The sequence below is a fragment of the Caulobacter sp. 05L422 genome (assembly GCF_056397765.1).
Map to the genome: position 1 here is coordinate 36,965 of NZ_JBFTOB010000008.1, position 21,230 is coordinate 58,194.

15 protein-coding genes and 1 tRNA gene are annotated in these 21,230 nt (G+C 68.2%); 7 read left to right on the forward strand and 9 right to left on the reverse strand.

The window, feature by feature from the left end:
• Positions 1 to 7: 7 nt before the first annotated feature.
• The 6 genes from AC1DMQ_RS09445 to AC1DMQ_RS09470 all read right to left on the reverse strand — a co-directional run bounded on the left by AC1DMQ_RS09445 (position 8) and on the right by AC1DMQ_RS09470 (position 7,760).
• Entirely contained in the window at positions 8 to 2,731 is a 2,724-nt protein-coding gene (locus AC1DMQ_RS09445) for a valine--tRNA ligase (protein ID WP_477033303.1), read from the reverse strand.
• 149 nt (positions 2,732 to 2,880) lie between these two features.
• Positions 2,881 to 3,414: a pole-organizing protein PopZ gene (popZ, locus tag AC1DMQ_RS09450; protein ID WP_477033304.1), complete on the reverse strand. Its 534-nt coding sequence runs from the start codon at positions 3,412 to 3,414 to the stop codon at positions 2,881 to 2,883.
• A 117-nt stretch (positions 3,415 to 3,531) separates the two neighbouring features.
• Entirely contained in the window at positions 3,532 to 5,022 is a 1,491-nt protein-coding gene (locus AC1DMQ_RS09455) for a TolC family outer membrane protein (RefSeq protein ID WP_477033305.1), read from the reverse strand.
• A 141-nt stretch (positions 5,023 to 5,163) separates the two neighbouring features.
• On the reverse strand, positions 5,164 to 5,736 hold the full coding sequence (locus tag AC1DMQ_RS09460; protein WP_477033306.1) for a protein-L-isoaspartate O-methyltransferase family protein: 573 nt from the start codon (positions 5,734 to 5,736) through the stop codon (positions 5,164 to 5,166).
• A gap of 83 nt (positions 5,737 to 5,819) precedes the next feature.
• On the reverse strand, positions 5,820 to 6,326 hold the full coding sequence (locus AC1DMQ_RS09465; protein WP_477033307.1) for a hypothetical protein: 507 nt from the start codon (positions 6,324 to 6,326) through the stop codon (positions 5,820 to 5,822).
• A gap of 54 nt (positions 6,327 to 6,380) precedes the next feature.
• Positions 6,381 to 7,760 carry a DUF6880 family protein gene (locus AC1DMQ_RS09470; RefSeq protein WP_477033308.1) on the reverse strand — a complete coding sequence of 460 codons (1,380 nt, stop codon included), beginning with the start codon at positions 7,758 to 7,760 and terminating at the stop codon, positions 6,381 to 6,383.
• 277 nt (positions 7,761 to 8,037) lie between these two features.
• Between AC1DMQ_RS09470 and AC1DMQ_RS09475 the strand changes: the two genes are divergently transcribed.
• From AC1DMQ_RS09475 to AC1DMQ_RS09490, 4 genes are read left to right on the forward strand one after another with little or no spacing between them, the layout of a single operon-like run.
• A complete protein-coding gene (locus tag AC1DMQ_RS09475) occupies positions 8,038 to 8,421 on the forward strand; it encodes a hypothetical protein (protein WP_477033309.1) in 384 nt (127 codons plus the stop codon).
• 58 nt (positions 8,422 to 8,479) lie between these two features.
• Entirely contained in the window at positions 8,480 to 8,926 is a 447-nt protein-coding gene (locus tag AC1DMQ_RS09480; RefSeq protein WP_477033310.1) for an RrF2 family transcriptional regulator, read from the forward strand.
• A complete protein-coding gene (locus AC1DMQ_RS09485; protein WP_477033311.1) occupies positions 8,919 to 9,827 on the forward strand; it encodes an NAD(P)/FAD-dependent oxidoreductase in 909 nt (302 codons plus the stop codon). The genes AC1DMQ_RS09480 and AC1DMQ_RS09485 overlap by 8 nt, the downstream gene beginning before the upstream one ends.
• On the forward strand, positions 9,827 to 10,513 hold the full coding sequence (locus AC1DMQ_RS09490) for a class I SAM-dependent methyltransferase (RefSeq protein WP_477033312.1): 687 nt from the start codon (positions 9,827 to 9,829) through the stop codon (positions 10,511 to 10,513). The genes AC1DMQ_RS09485 and AC1DMQ_RS09490 overlap by 1 nt, the downstream gene beginning before the upstream one ends.
• On the opposite strand, the gene AC1DMQ_RS09495 is transcribed toward AC1DMQ_RS09490, so the two are convergent.
• From AC1DMQ_RS09495 to AC1DMQ_RS09505, 3 genes are all read right to left on the reverse strand, one after another.
• Positions 10,510 to 12,024 carry a tryptophan halogenase family protein gene (locus tag AC1DMQ_RS09495; RefSeq protein ID WP_477033313.1) on the reverse strand — a complete coding sequence of 505 codons (1,515 nt, stop codon included), beginning with the start codon at positions 12,022 to 12,024 and terminating at the stop codon, positions 10,510 to 10,512. The genes AC1DMQ_RS09490 and AC1DMQ_RS09495 overlap by 4 nt on opposite strands.
• An 11-nt stretch (positions 12,025 to 12,035) precedes the next feature.
• Positions 12,036 to 13,562 (reverse strand): tryptophan halogenase family protein, encoded by a 1,527-nt coding sequence (locus AC1DMQ_RS09500; RefSeq protein WP_477033414.1) that lies wholly within the window; start codon positions 13,560 to 13,562, stop codon positions 12,036 to 12,038.
• 162 nt (positions 13,563 to 13,724) lie between these two features.
• Positions 13,725 to 16,784, reverse strand: coding sequence for a TonB-dependent receptor (locus AC1DMQ_RS09505; RefSeq protein ID WP_477033415.1), 3,060 nt, complete (start codon positions 16,782 to 16,784; stop codon positions 13,725 to 13,727).
• A gap of 676 nt (positions 16,785 to 17,460) precedes the next feature.
• On the opposite strand from AC1DMQ_RS09505, the gene AC1DMQ_RS09510 reads away from it, so the two are divergent.
• The 3 genes from AC1DMQ_RS09510 (at position 17,461) to AC1DMQ_RS09520 (ending at position 21,078) form a co-directional block, all read left to right on the forward strand.
• Positions 17,461 to 18,483: a LacI family DNA-binding transcriptional regulator gene (locus AC1DMQ_RS09510; protein ID WP_477033314.1), complete on the forward strand. Its 1,023-nt coding sequence runs from the start codon at positions 17,461 to 17,463 to the stop codon at positions 18,481 to 18,483.
• A 61-nt stretch (positions 18,484 to 18,544) separates the two neighbouring features.
• Positions 18,545 to 20,797, forward strand: coding sequence for a beta-glucosidase (locus tag AC1DMQ_RS09515; RefSeq protein ID WP_477033315.1), 2,253 nt, complete (start codon positions 18,545 to 18,547; stop codon positions 20,795 to 20,797).
• A gap of 206 nt (positions 20,798 to 21,003) precedes the next feature.
• Positions 21,004 to 21,078, forward strand: a tRNA-Asn gene (locus AC1DMQ_RS09520).
• Positions 21,079 to 21,230: the final 152 nt, after the last annotated feature.

The following is a 21,230-nucleotide window of genomic DNA, read 5'->3' on the forward strand; positions in this document are numbered from 1 at the left end:
CGGCGCCCTAGCCCACCGCTTCGAGCCGCGCCAAGGCCGCTTCCAGCTTGGCCTTGGCCGCTTCGGCCTCGGCTAGGCGTTCGCGGTTCTCCTCAACGACCTCTTCCTTGGCGCGGGCCAGGAAGTCGGGGTTGTTCAGCTTCTTGGCGGTCTTCTCGACCTCGCCGACCAGGTTGGCGATCTCCTTGGTCAGCCGCGCCTTCTCGGCCGTCAGGTCGATGAACTCTGCGATGGCCAGGGCGCCGGTCGCCTCGCCCAGCACGATCGGGACCGAACCGGTCGGGGCCGCATCGGCCTCGCGGGCGCTGTCCAGGCGGGCCAGGGTCAGCAGCAGGTCGCGGTGGCGGGCCAGACGCGCCTTGGTTTCGGCGCTGGCGCCGATCACCGTCAGCGGCGGCTTGGCGCCCGGCGGGACGTTCATCTCGGCGCGGATCGAGCGGATCTCGCCCACGGTGTCGACCAGCCAGCCGATTTCGGCCTCGGCCTCGGGATCGATCCAGCTTTCCGGCAGCTCGGGCCACTTCTCGACGATCAGCATGCCCGTGCGGGGCGCGCCGAACTCGGCGGTCTTGTCCCACAGCTCCTCGGTGATGAACGGCATGACGGGGTGCAGCAGCTTCAGGATCACGTCCAGCGCCCAGGCGGCCGTGGCGCGGGTCTCGGCCTTGGCCTCGGCGTCGTCACCGTTCAGGATCGGCTTGGCCAGCTCGACGTACCAGTCGCAGAACACGTTCCAGATGAACCGGTACAGCGCATCGGCCGCGTCGTTGAAGGCCGGGGCCTCCAGGGCGCGCGTCACCTCGGCGGCGGTCTTGACCGTCTCGCCGCGGATCCACTTGTTGATCGGCTGCTTGACCGAGCCGGGGTCGAAGCCCTCGACGCGGACGCACTCGTTCATCTGGGCGAAGCGCGAGGCGTTCCACAGCTTGGTGCCGAAGTTGCGGTAGCCCTCGATGCGTTGCTTGCTGAGCTTGATGTCGCGCGCCTGGCCCGACATCGCCGTCATTGTGAAGCGCACGGCGTCGCAGCCCAGTTCGTCGATCAGGACCAGCGGGTCCATCACGTTGCCCTTGGACTTGCTCATCTTGGCGCCCTTCTCGTCACGGACGAGGGCGTTGATGAACACTTGCTTGAACGGGACTTCGCCCATGAAGTGGATGCCCATCATCATCATCCGGGCGACCCAGAAGAAGATGATGTCGAAGCCGGTGACCAGGGTGCTGGTCGGGTAGAAGCGCTTGAGGTCGTCGGTGTTCTCGGGCCAGCCCAGGGTCGAGAACGGCCACAGGGCCGAGCTGAACCAGGTGTCCAGCACGTCCTCGTCACGCTTCAGGATCGGGGCTTCGTCGCCATAGTGCAGCATGGCGGCGGCCAGCGCCTCTTCCTCGGTCTCCTCGACGAAGATGTGGCCGTCCGGGCCGAACCAGGCCGGGATGCGGTGGCCCCACCACAGCTGGCGCGAGACGCACCAGGGCTCGATGTTGCGCAGCCACTCGAAGTAGGTCTTTTCCCAGTGCTTCGGCTCGAAGACCGTCGCGCCCTCCTCCACCGCCTTCAGGGCGGGTTGGGCCAGGGTCTTGGCGTCGACGTACCACTGGTCGGTCAGGTAGGGCTCGATGACCACGCCCGAGCGGTCGCCGTGCGGGACCATGTGCTTGGTCTTCTCGATCTCGCGCAGCCAGCCGTCTTCCTCGGCCTTGGCGACGATCGCCTTGCGAGCCACGAAACGGTCCAGGCCGCGATAGGCTTCCGGAACCTCGTCGTTCAGGCGGGCGTCGGGTGTCAGGATGTTGATCGAGGCCAAGCCATGGCGCTTGCCGACCTGGAAGTCGTTGAAGTCGTGGGCCGGAGTGATCTTGACCGCGCCCGAGCCCTTGGTCGGGTCGGCGTAGTCGTCGGCGACGATCGGGATGCGGCGGCCGACGATCGGCAGGATCACGTCCTTGCCGACCAGGTCCTTGTAGCGCTCGTCCGACGGATGGACGGCCACTGCGGTGTCGCCCAGCATCGTCTCGGGACGCGTGGTGGCCACGACGATGAAGTCGCGGGTCTCGAATTCCGTGGCCTTGCCCTCGTCGTCGAAGGTGACCGGGTACTGGAAGGTCACGCCGTCGGCCAGCGGATAGGCGAAGTGCCAGTAGTGGCCGTCGACCTCCTTCTGCTCGACCTCAAGGTCGGAGATGGCGGTCTGGAACTGCGGGTCCCAGTTGACCAGGCGCTTGTCGCGATACAGCAGCTTCTGCTTGTACAGCTGGACGAACACCTTGCGGACGGCGGCCGACAGGCCCTCGTCAAGGGTGAAGCGCTCGCGCGACCAGTCGCAGCTGGCGCCCAGGCGGCGCAGCTGGTTGGTGATCGCCCCGCCGCTCTCGGCCTTCCATTCCCAGACCTTGTCGACGAAGGCCTCGCGGCCCATCTCGCGACGGCCGATGTTGCCGGCGGCGGCCAGCTGGCGCTCGACGACCATCTGGGTGGCGATGCCGGCGTGGTCGGTGCCCGGCAGCCACAGGGCCGACTTGCCGCGCATGCGGTGGAAGCGCGTCAGCACGTCCTGCAGCGTGTTGTTCAGCGCGTGGCCGATGTGCAGGCTGCCGGTGACGTTCGGCGGCGGGATGACGATCGTGAACGTCTCGGCGTTCGGGTCCTCGCTCGGCTTGAAGGCCCCGGAGGCCTCCCAGGCGGCGTACAGACGGGGCTCGACGGATTTGGGATCGAAGGTCTTTTCAAGCATGGCGCTGGGGATATGCCATCTGCGGCCGCCGGGCGAAACCTTGGGCCTTGGTTCATCTGGGATTTTTAGACGGAAAAAGGCGGTCGCCGGAGCGACCGCCTTCGAATTTCCGGTCCGTCACCGCCCGCCGAGGCGGGGATGACGGTCGATTATACGCTGCGACCGCGGGCGATGCGGTGGACTTCTTCCTCGACCTTGGTCTCGACAATGCGCGGCAGGTTCTGGTCCAGCCACTCCTTGAGCAGCGGGCGCAGCAGTTCGCGCACGACGTCTTCCAGGGTGCGGCCGTCCTTGGGCATCAGCAGGGCCGAGCTCAGGCTGCCGAACGCGGTGGCGGCCAGGCTGGCGGCGTGGTCGCCCACCAGGTTGTCGGCCACTTCGTCGCGGGAGAAGCCCTGGATCTGTTCCGGCTCGGGCGCGGGCGGCGGCGCCGGCGCGGGTTCCGGCTCGGGCTCCGGCGAATAGACGTCGATGTCGCCCATGGTCTCGACCGGCGCGGCCGGTTCGATCGGGTCGGTCAACTCCAGGACATCGTCCTCGGCCGGGACTTCCTCGGCGAGGGGCGCGGCTTCCGCTTCGGGCGCCGCCGCCTCCTCCGCCGGCGCGTCATCTTCCGAGATGATGCGTCGGATGGAGGCGAGGATCTCCTCCATCGTCGGTTCTTGGGGGCTCTGGTCGGACATGTGCGAGTCGTCTCGAAGGGGTACGAATCCTGTAGGCGCCCTGGCGGACGCTTACAGCGATGGTGCAGACTTGCGCGCCTTAAGCAAGCTCAAGGATGGCGGGCGCGCCAATTCGCCCTATTTGCCGGCCGGCTTGGGCTCGCCCTTGACCGCCGTCGAGGGGGCGCCGACCTTGTCCACCACCTGCACGATAGGCTCCCACGGCACCCAGCCGAAGGCGTGGTTGACCTTGTCGTACGACTTGACCGGATCGTAGCGCTCGACCTCGGGGGCCAGGTTGGCGACGTTCAGCACGCCCATGGCCTGCAGGACGCTGGCGCTGGCCACGTATTCGTCGCGACGGGCCACGACCAGGGCGACCTCGGCGTTGGCCAGTTCCAGCTGGGCGTTCAGCACGTCCAGGGTGGTGCGCAGGCCGACCTGCTGCTCCTGGCGCACGCCTTCGAAGGCGATGCGCGTGGCCCGGACCTGTTCCTCGTTCGAGACCAGGTTGGCGCGCGAGGCCAGCAGGTTGTTCCAGGCGGTGGAGATCTGCTGCAGGGCCGAGCGCTGGGCGCCCTCCACCTGGGTGCGGGCGGCGTTCTCGCGCTCCTGGGCGGCGCGCACCTGCGAGCTGATCAGGCCGCCAGTGAACAGCGGCACCGAGGCGGTCAGCGAGGCGGTGTAGCCGCGGTTGTAGTCGCCGAAATCGCGCCCCGTGCCGTTGGTGCGGGTCGCGTCGGTGTCGAAGCCCGCGCGGGCCCCGACAGTCGGGCGATAGGCCGCCTTGGCGACCGCGACGCGGGCCGCGGCGGCCTGTTCGGCGTAGCGGGCGGCCTGGATCTGCGGGTTGTTCTTGTCGACCAGGTCGAAGGCCTGCTCGACGCTGCTGGGCAGCAAAGCGGCCAGCGACGGCTCGGGGGCCAGGTTGGTCGGGTTCTGGCCGACCACGGCGGCGTAGGCCGCGCGGCTGGCGGCCAGGATGGCCTGGGCCGAGGACTGGCTGGCCTGGGCGGCGGCCAGGCGGGCCTCCGACTGGGCCACGTCGGTGCGGGTGATCTCGCCGACCTCGAAGCGCGCCTTGGACTCTTCCAGCTGGCGGTTCAGGACGCTGACGTTCTCCTGGGCGATGCGCAGGCGTTCCTGGTCGCGGCGGACGTCGACATAGCTCTGGATGACGTTGCCCAGCACCGACTGCTCGACGCTGCGCAGGTCTTCGCGGCCGGCCAGCACGTCGGCCTGGGCGGCGGTGAGGTTGGCGCTGGCGCGGCCGCCCGTATAGAGCGGCTGCTGCAGGGCCAGGCTGGCGCCGCTGCCGCTGCCGGTCGTGTGGTCGCGCGTGACGACCTGGCCGCCCACGATGGCGGTGGTCGGGTTCGCCAGATCCGTGCGCGAGACCGTGGCGTCGGCGGTCGCGTTCAACGTCGGGCGGAAGGCGGTCTTGGCCTGGACCACGCCCTCGTCGGTGACGCGCTGGCTGGCGCGCTGGCCCTGCAGGGTCGGGTTGGTCTGATAGGCCAGGGCCAGGGCGTCCGCCAGGGTCTCGGCCTGGGCGGCCGAAGCCAGGCCCGCCATGAGGCCCATGCTGCAAGCGGCGGCCAGCAAAGCGGCCCGACGGCTATTCGACATCAAGTTCATTCCCCACGAAACCTTCGCCAGACCCGGCGCGACGCCGCACCTATATGATCGGCTGTAAGGCGAGAGACCATAGGCCGCTAGTTAAGCTTTTTTCACGCAGACGTTGCGTTGTTGTTTCTGGACTGGAAGTCGTCAGAACGCAAAGCCCCGTTCGACGGTGAAACCGGCCAGCATCGGCGGGGTGGCGTCGAAAACGGCGCGGCGGCCGACGCCGTCCTCGGCCTGCACGTAGATCATGGCGCGCCCGACCGGGCCGTCGCGTTCGATCACCGCCAGGCGGCCGCCCTGGGCCAGGGCCTTGGTCCAGCTGGCCGGAGCCCGCGGCACGGCGCCTTCGCAGATGATCACGTCGTAGTTCGCGCCGGGCACGGCGGTCAGGTCGTCGCCGTCCAGGCGGGTGACCTGCAGGCCCATCTTCTCCAGCACGGCGGCCGCGTAGGGCGCGGCGATGGCCAGGGCCTTGTCGCCCTCGCGCGGACGCAGGTGCTGCAGCAGCTTGCCCACTTCGCGCGGGCGCAGCAGCCAGCGGCCGGGGGCGTATTCGACGTCGGCGTCGGCATAGGCCAGATAGCCCTTGCCGGCCGGCACGAGGGCCTCCCGCGCCACGACGCGTAGGGCGTCCTGCAGGGGCAGATCGGTGACGTCGGCCGTGCGGATCTGGCTTTCGACCATGTTCAGGCGCGCGGCCACGAAATCGGAGCTCATGGAATCCCTCGAAGGGCTGGAATTTTCAGCCCGCTTATAGGTCCGCCGCTCCCGTCTAGGCAATCAGGGCTTTGGGTCGAATGTCAGGCGCAGGCCTTGACCAGCCGCCGCAGGGGCTCGGCCTTGCCGACGAACCATTCGCCGTACTCCTCTTCCGGGGCCTCGATCGACACCTCGGTCCCGGCCGACTGCGTGAAGGCGGCCAGGACGGCGGGGGTGACCTTCAGCGTTCCGGTCAGCGTGGACCGAGCCTCCGGCGAGTTGGTGTCTTCAGCTATGCCCACGAACGTCTTGAACGCCACCCGTCGCTTGCCCAGCACGACGGTCAGCGGGCGATGATCCCATTCCTTGCGGAAGTCCGTGTCGGAGCTGTCCGAAAAGCTCAAGGTGACGGTGTGGGTCGACCGCTGGCAGCGCGCCTGGAAAAGCACGCTGGTGTAGGACCAGCTCAGGAAAGTGGCTGACGGCTCGCCGCGACCGTCCCCGTTGCGTTCGCGATAGATCCACTGGGCGTCGCGGTTCATCGGCGCTTCGGCGGCGCCGGTGGCGCCGCAGGTCAGCGCCAGGCACGCGGCGAGCAGGATACGCATGAGCTTGTCCACGAAGCTTGACCTTGCGCCGGAGCATACGGCGGCCCGGACAAACTACCAGCGCCGATAGCCCGCTACCCGCGCGGCGAACGCTTCGGCGTCCTCGTGGCCCTGCCAGTCGGCGATGGCGGGAACCAGGGAGGCGGCTTCCAGCAGCTGTTGCTGGGCGTCCTTGTAACGCGCCGTGCGGGCGTAGCGGGCGGTGTCCAGGATCATCGCGCGCAGCAGCAGGGTGGCGGCCAGCGGGTGGCGGCCCTCGATGGCCCGGGCGGCGGGCTCCAGCAACTCGGGACGGTCGCCGTCCAGGTCGCCGAACCGGCGCAGCACCAGGCGCGCGGCGCGGTCCCAGGCCGGCCAGCGGATCAGGAAATCCAGGGCGGCGTGCGGGTCGTGGAAGTCCTCGGCATGGGCCAGGGCCTTGTCCTCGGCCTCGACGTCGTCGAAGTCGGGCAGGCGCTTGAGGTAGTCGCGCAGCCGCTCGACCGACAGGCCGCGTTCAAAACTGGCCCAGCGCATGTCCTGGGCCAGGTCGCCCTGCCCGCGCGCCTCCAGCACTTCGATATAGGCGTCCTCCCAGTCCAGGGCGCCCGGCCCAGGCAACGAGGGTCGCCCAAGCACCGCCCCGACCAGCTGGGCGAACGAGCCCGGCGTCGAGCGGTCCAGCGCCGCGATGGCCTCGTCCAGGCGGCCCGCCGCGGTCAGCCGCCGGGCGATTTGGGCGCCAATCGGCGGCAGCACGGCCTGGGAGTCGGTGAACTGGGCGATGTAGCCGTCAACGTCGCCCTGGGCGTCGGCCAGCACCTGGACGGCGGCCTTCAGCGCGCCGCTGACCCGCTTCTGCGAGGCCATGGTCGTCTCGACCTGCCCCCGCAGCGTGGCGACGCCTTGAGCGCCCAAGGCCGGCAGAGCGTTCTTCAGCACACGCGGCCCCAGCCCCGCCCGGCCATGCAGCAGCAGGTCCAGAAGCTGATCTCCGAGCGCTCGCGGATCGGCCAAGGCCAGGGGCGCGATCGCCGCCACATCGTCGACGGCGGCGTCGAACACCGCCTCGACCTCGCCCTTGGCGTCGGCGGTGCGGTGGAACACGCCCTCGGCCAGGGCCAGGAACCGCAGCAGGGTCGGCAGAGCCAGGGTCGGGTCCAGCTCGGCCAGCCGCCCGGCGATCAGGGCGCGCTGCATGTCGAGCTCGCGGACGAACTCCTTGTGCTTGCGCCAGTGGATGCGGGCCCGGCTGTCGGCGACGGTGTCGATGCGCTTGGCCAGTTCGGCGGCCAGGTCCTCGGGGCCGATCTCGCCGGCCAGCTCCAGGCGCAGCCGACGCTTGATCTGGGCGTGGCCCTCGGCGACGTCGATCAGCAGTTCGGCCAGCCGCTCCGCGCCCAGGGCGGCCAGATTGGCCGTCGTCAGCGTCTTCCGCGATCCCGTACGCTTCACCGTCGCCAGCGGAGTTCTCCCGTCCGTATCCGTTCGCCGCAGGCCTGAGTCGCCGCGTCCTGGAGCCTGCTTTAGCACGACGGCCCAGGCGGGGTCCGCGCGGCCGTCTCATCCCGCCGGCGCCCCAGCTGCGTCATCTCGGCAACAGACCACAAACGCCAGTCGTTTCAACGGGCTCCACAGGGAACACGAAGTCGGCGACCGTGTTGAGTCCCCGTTCAGAGGACTTATCCACATGGCCAGGGCTTGGGCGAGATCGGGAGCGGCGGCCGTCGCCTTGGCCGCCCTGTCTTTCGGCGCGCCGGCGCTGGCTCAAACTTCCCTGGCCCAGACTTTCCTGGCCCAGACCTGCCGCGCCCCGGCTCCCGCCGCCGGCCAGATCGTCAGCGGACCAGTCCTGCACGTCATCGACGGCCGCACCCTCTGCATCGCCCAGGGCCCGACGCCCGATCAGTGGATCCCCTTGCGGATAGCGCCGGCCGCCCCCGCCCTGCCCGTCGACCGCCAGCGCCTGATGGCCGCCGCCTTCTCCCAGTCCCTGAGCTGCAAGGTCACCGGCGGCGGATCGGTGAAGACCGCGACTTGCACCCTGGCCGGCCGCCCGCTGGACGCCCTGCTGACCGAACCCGCCACGATCACCCAAGCCAACGCCTGGCGCTGACGACGTAATTTTCGCCGCCCCCTTGCGCCACGCCCCATCATGTAACATTTGAAATTACATGAAACCGAACAGCCGCTTTTCCGTCGCCCTGCACGTGCTGCTGCATATGGCCCAGCGCCACGACCCCATGACGTCCGAGGAGATGGCCGCCTGCGCGGGGACCAATCCGGTGGTCATCCGCCGCACCTTCGCCGGCCTGCGCGAGGCCGGGATCGTCGCCTCGACAAAAGGCCACGGCGGCGGCTGGCGACTGGGCCGGGCGCTTTCCGACATCAGCCTCGCCCAGGTGCAGGACGCCCTGGACGAGCCGGTCATCGCGCTGGGGAAGTCCGAGGAAATGCCCGGCTGCGCGATCGAGAAGGCTGTCAACGCCGCGCTCGACGACGCGGTGCTGGAAGCCCGCGCCCTGCTGGCCCGCAAGCTGGCCACGATCTCGCTGGCCGACCTGTTCGAGGGCATCGACGTCTCCCGCATCCCCCAGCCCAAGGATCATCCTCATGCTTGACGTGATCGTCGTCGGCGGCAGCTTCGCCGGCCTTTCCGCCGCCATGCAGTTGGCCCGCGCCCGACGCACGGTGCTGGTCGTCGACGCAGGCCTGCCCCGCAACCGCTTCGCCGACGCCTCGCACGGCTTCCTGGGCCAGGACGGCAAGCCGCCGGCCCAGATCGTGCGCGAGGCCGGCTGCCAGGTCGCGGCCTATCCCACCGTCGAGATCGCCAAGGGCGAGGCGCTGAGCGCCGAGGCCGTCCCCGGCGGCTTCGTGGTGACCCTGGCCGGCGGCCGGACGGTGCGGGCCCGCAAGCTGGTCCTGGCCACCGGCGTCGTCGACGTCCTGCCCGACCTGCCGGGCCTGAAGGAGCGTTGGGGCGCCAGCGTCGTGCACTGCCCCTACTGCCACGGCTACGAGCATCGGGACCGGCCGCTGGGCGTGCTGGCCAGTCATCCGATGTCGGCGCATCAGGCGGCGATGATCCCGGACTGGGGCCCGACCACGCTGTTCACCCAGGGGCGGTTCGAGCCGGACCAGGAGCAGCGCGCCCTACTCGACGCGCGCGGCGTCGCCATCGAGCGCAGCCCGATCACGGCCCTGATGGGCGATGCGCCCGACCTGGCCGCGGTCCAGCTGGCGGACGGCCGCGTCGTGCCGCTGAACGCCCTGTTCGTGGCCCCGGCCCAGCGGATGGCCAGCCCGTTGGCCCAGGCCCTGGGCTGCGCCTTCGACGACGGGCCGCTGGGTCCGATCATCCGCGCCGACGACTGGAAGGCCACCACCGTGCCCGGCGTGTTCGCGGCCGGCGACGCGGCGCGGCCGATGCAGAACGCCACCCTGGCCTCGGCCGACGGCGTGCTGGCGGGCGTGGGGGCGCACCAGTCGCTGATCCGCGACGCGCTGTTGGCGGCCTGATGAGCGTGTCGGCCTTCTCCGATCCCGAAGCCGTCGCCCGCTATGCCGAGGGCCCCGTGAGGCTGGTGCCGGGGTTCCTTGACCTCCAGCGCATGGCGGGCCTCCTGCTCGCCGAGCGCTGCGAGGACGACGCGCGCGTGCTGGTGCTCGGGGCCGGCGGCGGGCTGGAATTGAAGCGCTTCGCCGAGATGCAGCCGGGTTGGACCTTCGACGGCGTCGATCCGTCGGCGGAGATGCTGAAGCTGGCGACGCGAACCCTGGGCCCGTTGAACACACGCGCCACCTTGCACGAGGGCTACATCCAGGACGCGCCCGAGGGGCCGTTCGACGCGGCGGCCTGCCTCCTGACCTTCCACTTCATCGCGAAGGAAGACCGCAGGACGACGCTGGCCGAGATCCACCGGCGGCTGAAGCCCGGCGCGCCCTTTGTCGTGGCGCATCACAGCTTCCCGCAAGGCGACGACAAGGTCCTGTGGCTGTCACGCTACGCCGCGTTCGCGGCCGCCTCGGGCACGCCGTCGGTCCAGGCCGAAAGCACCGGCCAGGCCATCGGGGCAAGGCTGCCGATCCTGTCGCCCGAGGAAGACGAAGCGCTGCTGGCGCAGGCGGGGTTCGTCGACGTCAGCCTGTTCTACGCCGCCTTCACCTTCCGGGGCTGGGTCGCCCGCAAGGCGGACGCCGCCTAAGCCGAGCGCTTGAAAGGCGCGGCGGGACAATGGGTTCTCAGGAACTCCTCATGGCTGGGCAGGGTCGCCACGAAGTCGGCCAGCATGGGGGCCGACTTGTCCATCAGGTTCATGATCACGCTCAGCGGGATGCGGTCGACCAACTGCTGGTAGCGGTCGGGCCGCACGCCCATGCCCTCCATCACCGACTGCCAGCTGGGCGCGCGGAACATGTCGTCGACGCCGTCGCGCAGCACCCCGGCCGCCTTGAACAGGGCGATGCGCTCCTTGAGGCTCTCCGGCGGATCGACCTTCTGGTAGTCGCGCCAGAACGGCGTGTCGTCGCGCCGGGTGGTCACGTAGTGCAGGACGATGAAGTCGCGGATTTCCTCGTAGTCGGCGACCATCCGGCGGTTGTACTCGGCCGCCAGGGTCGGGTCGGCGTCCATGTCGGGCATGAACCGCAGCAGGTAGTCCATGCCCTTGTAGATCAGGTGCAGGGCCGTGGATTCCAGCGGCTCGATGAAGCCGCAGGAGAGGCCGATCGACACGCAGTTCTTGACCCAGGGCCGCTCGCGCACGCCGGTCTTGAACGGGATCACCGTCGGGCCGAGCACGACCTCGCCCTTGATCTGGCTGAGCAGCGTGGCGGTGGCCTCGTCGTCGCTGAGGTACTTGCTGGCATAGACGTAGCCGTTGCCCGAACGGTGCTGCAGCGGGATGCGCCAGCGCCAGCCGAAGTCCTGGGCCTGGACCAGGGTGTAGGGATGGGGCGCGCCGACGTTCTCGGTCTGGGCGGCGATGGCCCGGTCGCACAGCAGTACGTCGCCCCAGTCGCGGAACGGCTCGCCCAGGGTCTTGCCGATCAGCAGTGCCCGGAAGCCCGAGCAGTCGATGAAGAAGTCGCCGGCCACCTCGCGGCCGTCCTTCATGATCACCTTGGCGACGCCGCCGTCGGGACGGGCGGCCACGTCGGTGACGATGCCCTCGGTGCGCTTGACGCCGCGCGCCTCGGCGAACCGGCGCAGGTAGAGGGCCACCAGCTTCGCATCGACGTGCAGGGCGTAGTTGGCGTTGGCGATCATCGTGCGCTGGGCCTTGGCCGGCAACATGAACTTGCCCGTGTCGGCCATCACCGTGGCCGGGGCGAAGTCCTGCAGCTTCGACGGATGGCCGTTCTGCTTGGCCCGCAGCCAGCACTGGTAGAACTCGTTGACCTCCAACGGACCGCCGATCTGGCCGAACGGGTGGTAGTAGACGTCGCCCTTCTCCAGCCAGTTCTCGAACCGGATGCCCAGCTTGAAGGCGGCCTGGGTTTCCTGAATGAATTCCTGCTCGTTGATCCCCAAGGTGCGGATCAGTTGGAGGAACGGCGGGATGGTGGATTCCCCCACGCCGATCGTGCCGATCTCCTCGGATTCGACCAGCTCGACCTGCGTCGGGCCGTTCTGGAAATAGTGGCTGAGCATGGCCGCGCAGATCCAGCCGGCCGAGCCGCCCCCGACGACGACGATCTTGTTCAGGTGGGCCATCTGTCTTGTTCCTACTCGGCCGCGACCGGCTGGGGACGGGCGTACTGTTCGATGAATTCGCCGTGGGTGCGGGTGGCGGCGACGGTGTCGGCCACGGCCTTGCGCATCTGCCCCAGGGCTTCCGTAAGCTGACCGGGGTCGAAACCGTCGACGCTGAGGTCGTAGGTTTCCGGCAGCAGATCGAAGCCGGCATAGATGGCCAGCCAGCTGGGCTGGGAGAACATCTCCCAGCGGTAGCGGACGAAGTGCCCCTGGGCGCGCCACAGGTCCATCTTCTTCTGGAGGGTGTCGGGGACCGACATCTCGCGGCAATGGGTCCAGAAACCGGTCGGGTCATCGGTTCGCTGGTTCAGCTTGTAGTGCAGGATGATGAAGTCGCGGACGCGCTCCATCTCCAGGCGCGACATCTCGTTGAACTCGTCGACCACCGCCGGATCGAAGTCCCGGTTGGGGAAAAGCGACTTGATCTTCTCGATGCCCGTCTCGATCAGGGCGATGCTGGTGCTCTCCAGCGGCTCCAGGAAGCCGGAGGCCAGGCCCAGGGCGATGCAGTTCTTGTTCCAGGCCTTCAGGCGGCGGCCCGGATGGAAGCCGATCTTGCGCGGCTCGTGCAGCAAGCGCTCGTCCAGAGCGCCGGTCAGGACCGCCCTCGCCGCCTCATCGGTGGTGTGGCGGCTGGAATAGACGTAGCCGTTGCCCCAGCGGTGCTGCAGCGGGATCCGCCAGCGCCAGCCCGCTTCATGGGCGGTGACGTCGGTATAGGGCGGCGGCGCGCCCTTCCCTTCGCTCTGCACGGCCAGGGCGCTGTCGCACAGCAGCCACTGGCTCCAGTCCTCGTAGCCGGTGTGCAGGGCCTCCTCGATCAGTAGGCCGCGGAAGCCCGAGCAGTCGATGAACAGGTCGCCCGCCACGGTCGCGGCGGTGTCCAGCGACACGGACTCGATGAAGCCGTCCTCGGCGCGCAGGTTGGTCTTGACGATCTTGGCGTCGATGCGCCGCACGCCGTTCTGCTCGGCGACCTGACGCATCAGGCGGGCGAACAGGCTGGCGTCGAAATGCAGGGCCCAGTCGAACACCGACAGGGTCGAGGGCGGATTGCGCGAGGGCGTGGTGAACTTGCCGCCGGCGGCCAGGCTGGCGCCCAGCGAATAGTCGCCGATCGGCGCGGCCTCGCCCAAGGCCCGCAGGCGCATCCAGTAGTGATGGAACGACACGCCCTTCAGGTCCTGGCCGTACAGGCCGAACGGATGGATGAACGATGAGCCGGGCTTCAGCCAGTCGTTGAAGCGGATACCCAGCTTACAGGTGCCGCCGGTGGCCCGCAGCACGTCAACGTCCGACAGACCCAACGATTGATAGAAGCGACGGATGGTCGGGATCGTCGCCTCGCCCACCCCGATCGTGCCGATCTCGGAAGACTCGATCAGGGTGATGTCGACCGGCGCGCCGCCGAAATGGTGCTTCAGGCTGGCCGCCGCCATCCAGCCGGCGGTGCCGCCGCCGACGACGACGATGTCGCGGATCCGCCGATCCCGCATGCTGTCCTGCATGGTTGTTCCCTACCCTTGATCGAAGCGCTTCACGGCTTCTCGTCGCGGACTTCGAACGCCCGTCTTGAACCTCATGCTAGCCGCCCCGCTCGAAAAAAGAAGCCGCCGTGACAGGGGTCACGGCGGCCCGCAGGGAAGGATTAGGCTAGATCACCACTTGGCGCGGATGCCGATGGTGTAGCGCGGCTCGAACTCGTTCTGGCTGAAGTACTGAGTCTTACCGTCGGCGAACCGCACGTAGTAATTCTCGATCTCGCCGGTCACGTTCGAGCCGTTCAGGTAGACGACCACGTTGTCGCGAACGTCGTAGCTGAGGTTCACGTCGACGAAGCCCGTGGCGTCCTGGAAGACCGCCAGGTTGTCGCCGGAGCTGCCGGTGACGCTGTTGAGGCGATCGGTCCGGTAGTTGTAGGCGATACGGGCCTGCCACTTGTCGTCCTGGTACCAGCCCACGAGGTTGTACTGGTACTTGGAGTTGTCGGTGAACGGCAGCTTCTTGCCGTCCAGGCCGAGACGCGACTCCGAGCTGGGCGAGTAGGTGGCGTTGGCGTCGATACCGAAGTTCGAGAAGAACCCGCCGTCGTGCAGCAGGTCGCTGAACGCCAGCTTGGTGCCGGCTTCCAGACCCTTCACAGAACCGCCGTCGCCCTGGATGGGTTGGGTGACGTTCACTTCGCGCGGGGTGCCGTCCTGGTCCTTGAAGGTGCCGCGGGTGGTGCCGCCGGTGACGAAGCTGTCGATCTTCAGCTTGAACACCGACAGGTTCACCATCGAGGCGCCGCCGAAGTAGTACTCGACCGCGCCGTCCAGGTTCGTGGAACGCCACGGGTTCAGGTACGGGTTGCCCGAAGAGCTGGCGCCCGTCACGCAGCGGCCCGGCTTGGTGCCGCAGTCGGCGGTGGCGATGCTGAGGCCGCCGCCGTAGTTCTGCAGGTCCAGAGGCTGCATCGTCTTGGAATAGGCGAAGCGGAACTTCAGGTTGTCGGTGGCGTCGTAGACGGCGTTCAACGACGGCAGCCAGTCGGTGTACTTGCGGCTGGTGACCGTGTCGCCGACGTCCAGGTTGGTGTCGCCGTAGTTCTGGGTGTCGCCCGTCAGGTTCTGCTTCACCAGCAGGTGCGTCTGGATGACGTGCAGGCCGACGTCGCCCGACAGCTTGCCGATCTCGAAGTTGGCCGCGCCGTAGGCGCTTTGCTCCTTCAGGGTGACGTCATAGGTCACGCCGGGGATCTGATAGCGGACCGCCGCGCCGAACACCTTCTCCTGGAAGGACTTCACGTCGTCGAAGTCGTGGGGATCGACGACCCAGAAGCCCGGGATGCCCTGGGTGATGCTGCCCAGGTCGTCCATCCAGATGACGTTGTTGTAGGCGTCGATCTTGGTCGGGCGGTTGACGGTGTAGCCCTGAAAGATCGGGGCGCCGCCGGCCGGGTTGGGCACGAACTCGCCCGCCTGGCACTGGTTCTGGTCCATGACGACGTCGATGGCCTTCCACTGGGCGAAGCAGCCCGCGGCCGGCACCGGCGTGCCGTTGGCCTGGACCGCGCCCGGAACGCCGCCGTAGAACGGCGAGAACAGGTGGAACGCCTCGACGTCGACCGAGCGGTCGCTCTGGCGAACGCCGGCGTCGATCTTGGTGATGAAGCCCAGGAACTTGTCGTCGAACTTGTAGTGTCCCTCGGCGCGGAACACGTTCATGTCGGACTCGACCTCGTTGTTGCCTTCCGACGAGAAGGCCCCGATGGCGTAGCTGTCCTTGTTGGCCATGTAGTCTTTGAGCGTCTTGCCCGCACCCAGGCCGCCGACCAGCGGGCGGTCGAAGCCGCTCCAGACCGCCTTGTTGCCACCGATGTTGTAGTGCAGCTGTGGGTTGGCGCCGTAGCCCTGCGGGTTCGGGTTCAGGTAGCAGCCGCCGGCGCTGCCGGAGATGGCGTTGCTGCGCTGCGAGGTCGGATACTGGGCGCAGATCGCCGCCGGATAGAACGGTCCGCGCGTGCGGTCGGCCGCGTTGCGGAACAGGTTGAACCGACCGTCGGCGTACTGCCAGTTGCTCAGGTCGCCCTGGGCCTGGCCGTTCATGCTGAGACGGTCGCCGCTGGCGCGGATGGCCCGCACTTCGCTCGTGAAGTTGCCGCCGTTGTCGTACTTCAGTTCGAGGTTGTAGTTCTTGGTTTCCGACTTGGTGGTGCGGTTCACCGAGAAGCTGTTCACCCACCAGGCGTTGATGTCGTACTCGTCCACCGCCACCCAGGGACGGCCGTTGCCGGTGCTGTTCTGGCCCGTGGGATCGAACACGGTCGGGGTCGTCCAGACGCCGAAGGCGCCGCCGTCCCAGCGGTTAGAGATGTTGATGCCGGCGGCGCGGTTATACTCGTCGAGCTTGGCGTAGAAGCCCTCGGCGACCAGGGTGAAGCCCTCGCCCAGGTCGGCCTCGAAGGCCACGTTGACGCCCAGGCGCTTGCGCTCGACCTCGCGGTGGAAGCTTTCGAAGCCGTGCGGCGAGATGAAGTTGTTGGCGGCCGAACCGCCCCAGTCGTTGTTGCCCGACAGACCCACGACGCCCGACGAGTTGTTGCCGAGGTTGGCCTTGCTGGCGGTGGCGGCGATCATCAGGCCGACGCGTTCGTTGCGCCAGTTGACCAGGCCGTTGATCAGGTAGTCGTTTTCCTTGGTCCGCTCGCCGCGCTGGCCTTCCAGGCCGCCGGCGATCGAGAAGCCCTGCTCCATCTGGAACGGACGACGGGTGCGCAGGTCGATCGTGCCGGTGATGCCCGACAGGGCGTTGGTCGGGTCGGTCGACTTGTAGACCAGCACCTGGTTCATCAGCTGGGCGGGAACGTCCAGCAGGTTCGGCTGGGCTGAGCCCATGTTGCCGGCGCTCAGATACTGTTCGCCGTTCAACAGGGTGATGACCTGGGCCAGGCCGCGGATGTTGACGGTCGCGCCTTCGCCGGCGTCACGTTTGATCTGCACGCCGGGAATACGCTGCAGCGAGTCGGCGATGGTGGTGTCGGGCAGCTTGCCGATGTCTTCCGACGAAATCGCGTCGACGATCGAGGCTTCGCGCCGCTTGACGTCGACCGAGCGCATCTGCGAGCCGCGGATGCCGGTGACGACGATTTCCTCGACCTGCGAGGCGTCCGACGTCTGGGCGTAGGCGCCCGTGGCCAGCGCCATGGACGAGGCGCCCGCCAGCAGCGCCAGGGTCATCCCCCGGGCCAACGCGGACTGGTTTCGTGGATTGGACAAGGTCTTCGCTCCCCAAAAATATTTTTATGGCCGTTCTTCACCCCCGCCGGTTTCGACGCGGGCTGTATCCGTTTTTCGCCTGTCGCCGAGGTCGCCAGCCTGCCCGGCGAGCAACGTTTTCAAGTGAAAACCTGTGGCGACCCCTGCGCCCCTCGACGCATACGCTGGCTCACGCCCTCCCCAGCCGTGTCTCAAGATTGATAAATGTCCCGCTCGTGTCAATCAAAATGTCAACGTTGTCATTTTGTGGCCAGGACGTACAAAAACGCGCTCCGCCCAGACCACCGACAGCGCAGTCAAACGCCGATAATCGTTGTTTTTTCTGAGTAATTTACGGACCTAAAGTTCGATACGCCCCTGATATCAAGTGCAACACGGCCGAGCACGGCAAGACATCCCGCCTACGAGATCGACCATGTTTCGGCGCCGGATTTCCCTTACGGCGCACCGGATCGACTGAATCGCATGTCCCGCCATGACCTGAAATGTCCTCATCGATGACGTTTGCGGACAAAATAAATGTCCTGTCACATGACATCGTTGTCGGGCTGAGCTATGGCTTTGATCAACGGGGCGGCGGCGATCTGCGCGATCGAGCGGGCGGCGCGATCATCTAGTGTTGGGTGCGGCAAAGGTTATGGCGACGATCCACGATGTGGCGCTGCGAGCGGGCGTGTCGCCCAAGACCGTCTCGCGCGTCCTGAACGATCACGAGAGCGTCACCGCCAAGACCCGCGAACGGGTTCGAGGCGCCATGCAGGCGCTCGACTACCACCCCAACACCGTGGCGCGCGTCCTGCGCTCGCAGGCCGCTCCGGCGGTCGGCATCCTGATGGGCGACCCCAGCGGCGGCTACCAGACCCGCATCCACCACGCCCTGATGGTCGCCTGCCTGCAGAACGGCCGCCACCTGTCGGCCGAGCTGGTCGAAGGCGACATGGCCGGCTGGCAGGACCGCATCCGCGCCTTCGTGACCGAGGGCGGCATCCGCGAAATGGTGCTGCTGCCGCCCGAATGCGACTTCGCCCCGCTCAAGGCCCTGCTGCGCGAGCACGACGTGCGCTGCGTGCTGATCTCGCCGACCAGCCCCGATTCCCTGTCGCCCAGCATCGTCATGGACGACCGCGCCGCCGCCCGCGAGGTGGTCGAGCACCTGTTCAGCCTGGGCCACGAGCGGATCGGCCACATCGCCGGCCATCCCGACCACGCCGCCAGCACCCTGCGTCGCAACGGCTTCAACGAGGCCTACGCCGCCGCCGGCAAGCCGCGCCCCGACCCCGCCCTGATCGTCCCCGGCGACTTCAGCTTCAAGGGCGGCCTGGCCGGCGCCCAGGCCCTGCTCGACATGGCCGACCCGCCGACCGCCATCTTCGCGGCCAACGACGACATGGCCGCCGCCACCTGCATGGAGGCCCAGCGGCGCGGCCTGAAACTGCCGGACGATCTGTCGGTGGTGGGCTTCGACGACGCGCCGATCGCCGCCGCGATCTGGCCGTCCCTGACCACCATCCGCCAGCCCTTCGACCAGATGACCCAGCGGGCCATCACAGCCCTCAACGCCTGGAACGCCAACGAGGCGGTCGGCAAGTCGGCGGCGACGATCCTCACCCAGCACAGCCTGGTGATCCGCGAATCCACCGGCCCGGTCCGCGCCGGCTAGACCTGAAGTCCTATCGCGTCGGCGAGCTCTCGCCCGCGCCAACAATAGAGTGGGAGGTACTATGAACCGACAGTCCTGGCGGGGCCTGACCCTGGCCCTCATGCTCGGCGCGTCCGCCGGCGCCCTGGCCACCACGGCCTGCGCCCAGGCGCCCGCCCCGGCCCCCGCCGCCAAGCCGTGGCTCGATCCCAAGCTGGACGCCGACGCGCGCGCGGACGCCGCGGTCAAGGCCATGACCCAGGACGAGAAGCTGACGATCATCTTCGGCTTCTTCGGCGCCGACATGGGGACCAAGTACAAGCGCGTTCCCGAGGCCCTGGCCGGTTCGGCCGGCTACGTGCCGGGGATCGAGCGCCTGGGCATCCCCGCCCAGTTCCAGACGGACGCCGGCGTCGGCGTGGCCACCCAGGGCGGCGAGCCCAAGAAGCGCGAGCGCACCTCCCTGCCCTCCGGCATGGCCACCACCGCCACCTGGAACCCCGAACTGGCCCAGGCCGGCGGCGCGATGATCGGCTCCGAAGCCCGCGACTCCGGCTTCAACGTCATGCTGGCCGGCGGCGTGAACCTGGTCCGCGAGCCGCGCAACGGCCGCAACTTCGAATATGGCGGCGAGGATCCCTGGCTGGCCGGCAAGATGGTCGGGGCCCAGATCAAGGGCATCCAGTCCAACGCCATCGTCTCGACCATCAAGCACTACGCCCTGAACGGCCAGGAGACCGGCCGCTTCGTGCTGGACGCCAAGATCGGCGAGGCCGACGCCCGCACCTCCGACCTGCTGGCCTTCCAGTTCGCCATCGAGGACTCCGATCCCCACTCGGTGATGTGCGCCTATAACCGGGTCAACGGCGACTACGCCTGCGAGAACCAGTTCCTGCTGAACAAGGTTCTCAAGCAGGACTGGGCCTACAAGAACTACGTGATGTCGGACTGGGGCGCGGTGCACTCCAGCGCCAAGGCGATCAACGCCGGCCTCGATCAGGAATCCGCCGGCGAGGCCTTCGACCGGCAGAACTTCTTCCGCGGCCCGCTGAAGGACGCCCTGGCCAAGGGCGAGGTCAGCCAGGCCCGTCTTGACGACATGGCCCGCCGCATCCTGCGCGGCCTGTTCGCCAGCGGCGTGATCGAAAAGCCGGTGAAGATCACGACGATCGACTACGCCGCCCACGCCAAGGTCACCCGCGCCGACGCCGAGGAAGGCGTCGTGCTGCTGAAGAACGACAAGGGCCTGCTGCCCCTGCTGTCCTCGGCCAGGAAGATCGCCGTGATCGGCGGCCACGCCGACGTGGGCGTGCTGTCGGGCGGCGGCTCCTCTCAGGTCTATCCGATCGGCGGCCGGGCGGTGACCGGCGAAGGCCCGGCCACCTGGCCCGGTCCGATGATCTACTTCCCCTCCTCGCCCCTGAAGGCGCTGAAGGCCCGCCTGCCCGGCGCCGACATCCGCTTCGCCGACGGCAAGGACAAGGCCGCGGCCGCCAAGCTGGCAGCCGAAAGCGATGTGGTGCTGGTGTTCGCCACCCAGTGGAACGGCGAGTCGGTCGACAGCCCGCTGACCTTGGAGAACGACCAGGACGCCCTGATCGACGCCGTCGCCACCGCCAACGGCAAGACGGTGGTGGTGCTGGAGACCGGCGGTCCGGTGCTGATGCCGTGGCTCGGCAAGGTCGGCGGCGTGGTCGAGGCCTGGTACCCGGGTTCGGAAGGCGGCGAGGCCATCGCCCGCGTGCTGACCGGCGAGGTCGACGCCTCGGGCCGCCTGCCCGTCACCTTCCCCGCCGCCCTGGACCAACTGCCCCGCCCGGTGCTGGACGGCGATCCCAAGAAGCCCGACGACCTGTTCGCGGTCGACTACACGATCGAAGGCGCGGCGGTCGGCTACAAGTGGTTCGACAAGAAGGGCCACCAGCCGCTGTTCGCCTTCGGCCACGGCCTGTCCTACACGACCTTCGCCTATGACAACCTCAAGGCCGAGACCAAGGGCGGCGCCCTGACCGTCAGCTTCGACGTCAGGAACACCGGCAAGCGGACCGGCAAGGCCGTGCCGCAGGTCTATGTCTCGCCCAAGGCGGGCGGCTGGGAGGCGCCCCAGCGCCTGGCCGGCTTCAAGAAGGTCGAACTGGCGCCCGGCGCGACCACCAAGGTCAGCCTGACCGTCGATCCGCGCCTGCTGGCCACCTGGAACGAGAAGGCCCACGGCTGGTCGGTCGCGGCCGGCGACTACACCGTCACCCTGGGCGCCTCGTCGCGCGACACGGCCGCCAAGGCCGACGTCGCGGTCGCCGCCAAGTCCCTGCCCGTCGGCCTGATGAAGCCTTGAGCGACCCCTTGAGGCTATTTGGTCGCAGCCGAAATTAAGACCTGATTAACCATAAGGGCCGAATTTCGACTGGTCTTTCTTGAAGACACCCCACCATCACTGACTTTCCACAGCCCGGCCGCAAGCCGGGCTGTTTTTTTGTCCGAATGCGCTTGCACCGAGTCAAATCGGCGGCTATCACCCGGCCTCTTCCTGAGGCGACCTGTTCCGCGGTAGCTCAGTGGTAGAGCAGCCGGCTGTTAACCGGCTGGTCGTAGGTTCGAATCCTACCCGCGGAGCCATCGCTTTTCACGCGATGGCGAATGTCCATCAGACGGCAGGAAGACCTCTCCCCAAAGCATCGCGCCGCCCCGCTCTCGCGGCGTCCAGGTTCGCGGCTTCGCACGGGCCTGCCCTGACCAAGCGACGACGCCCTGGCGCCGCTTCGGCTGCG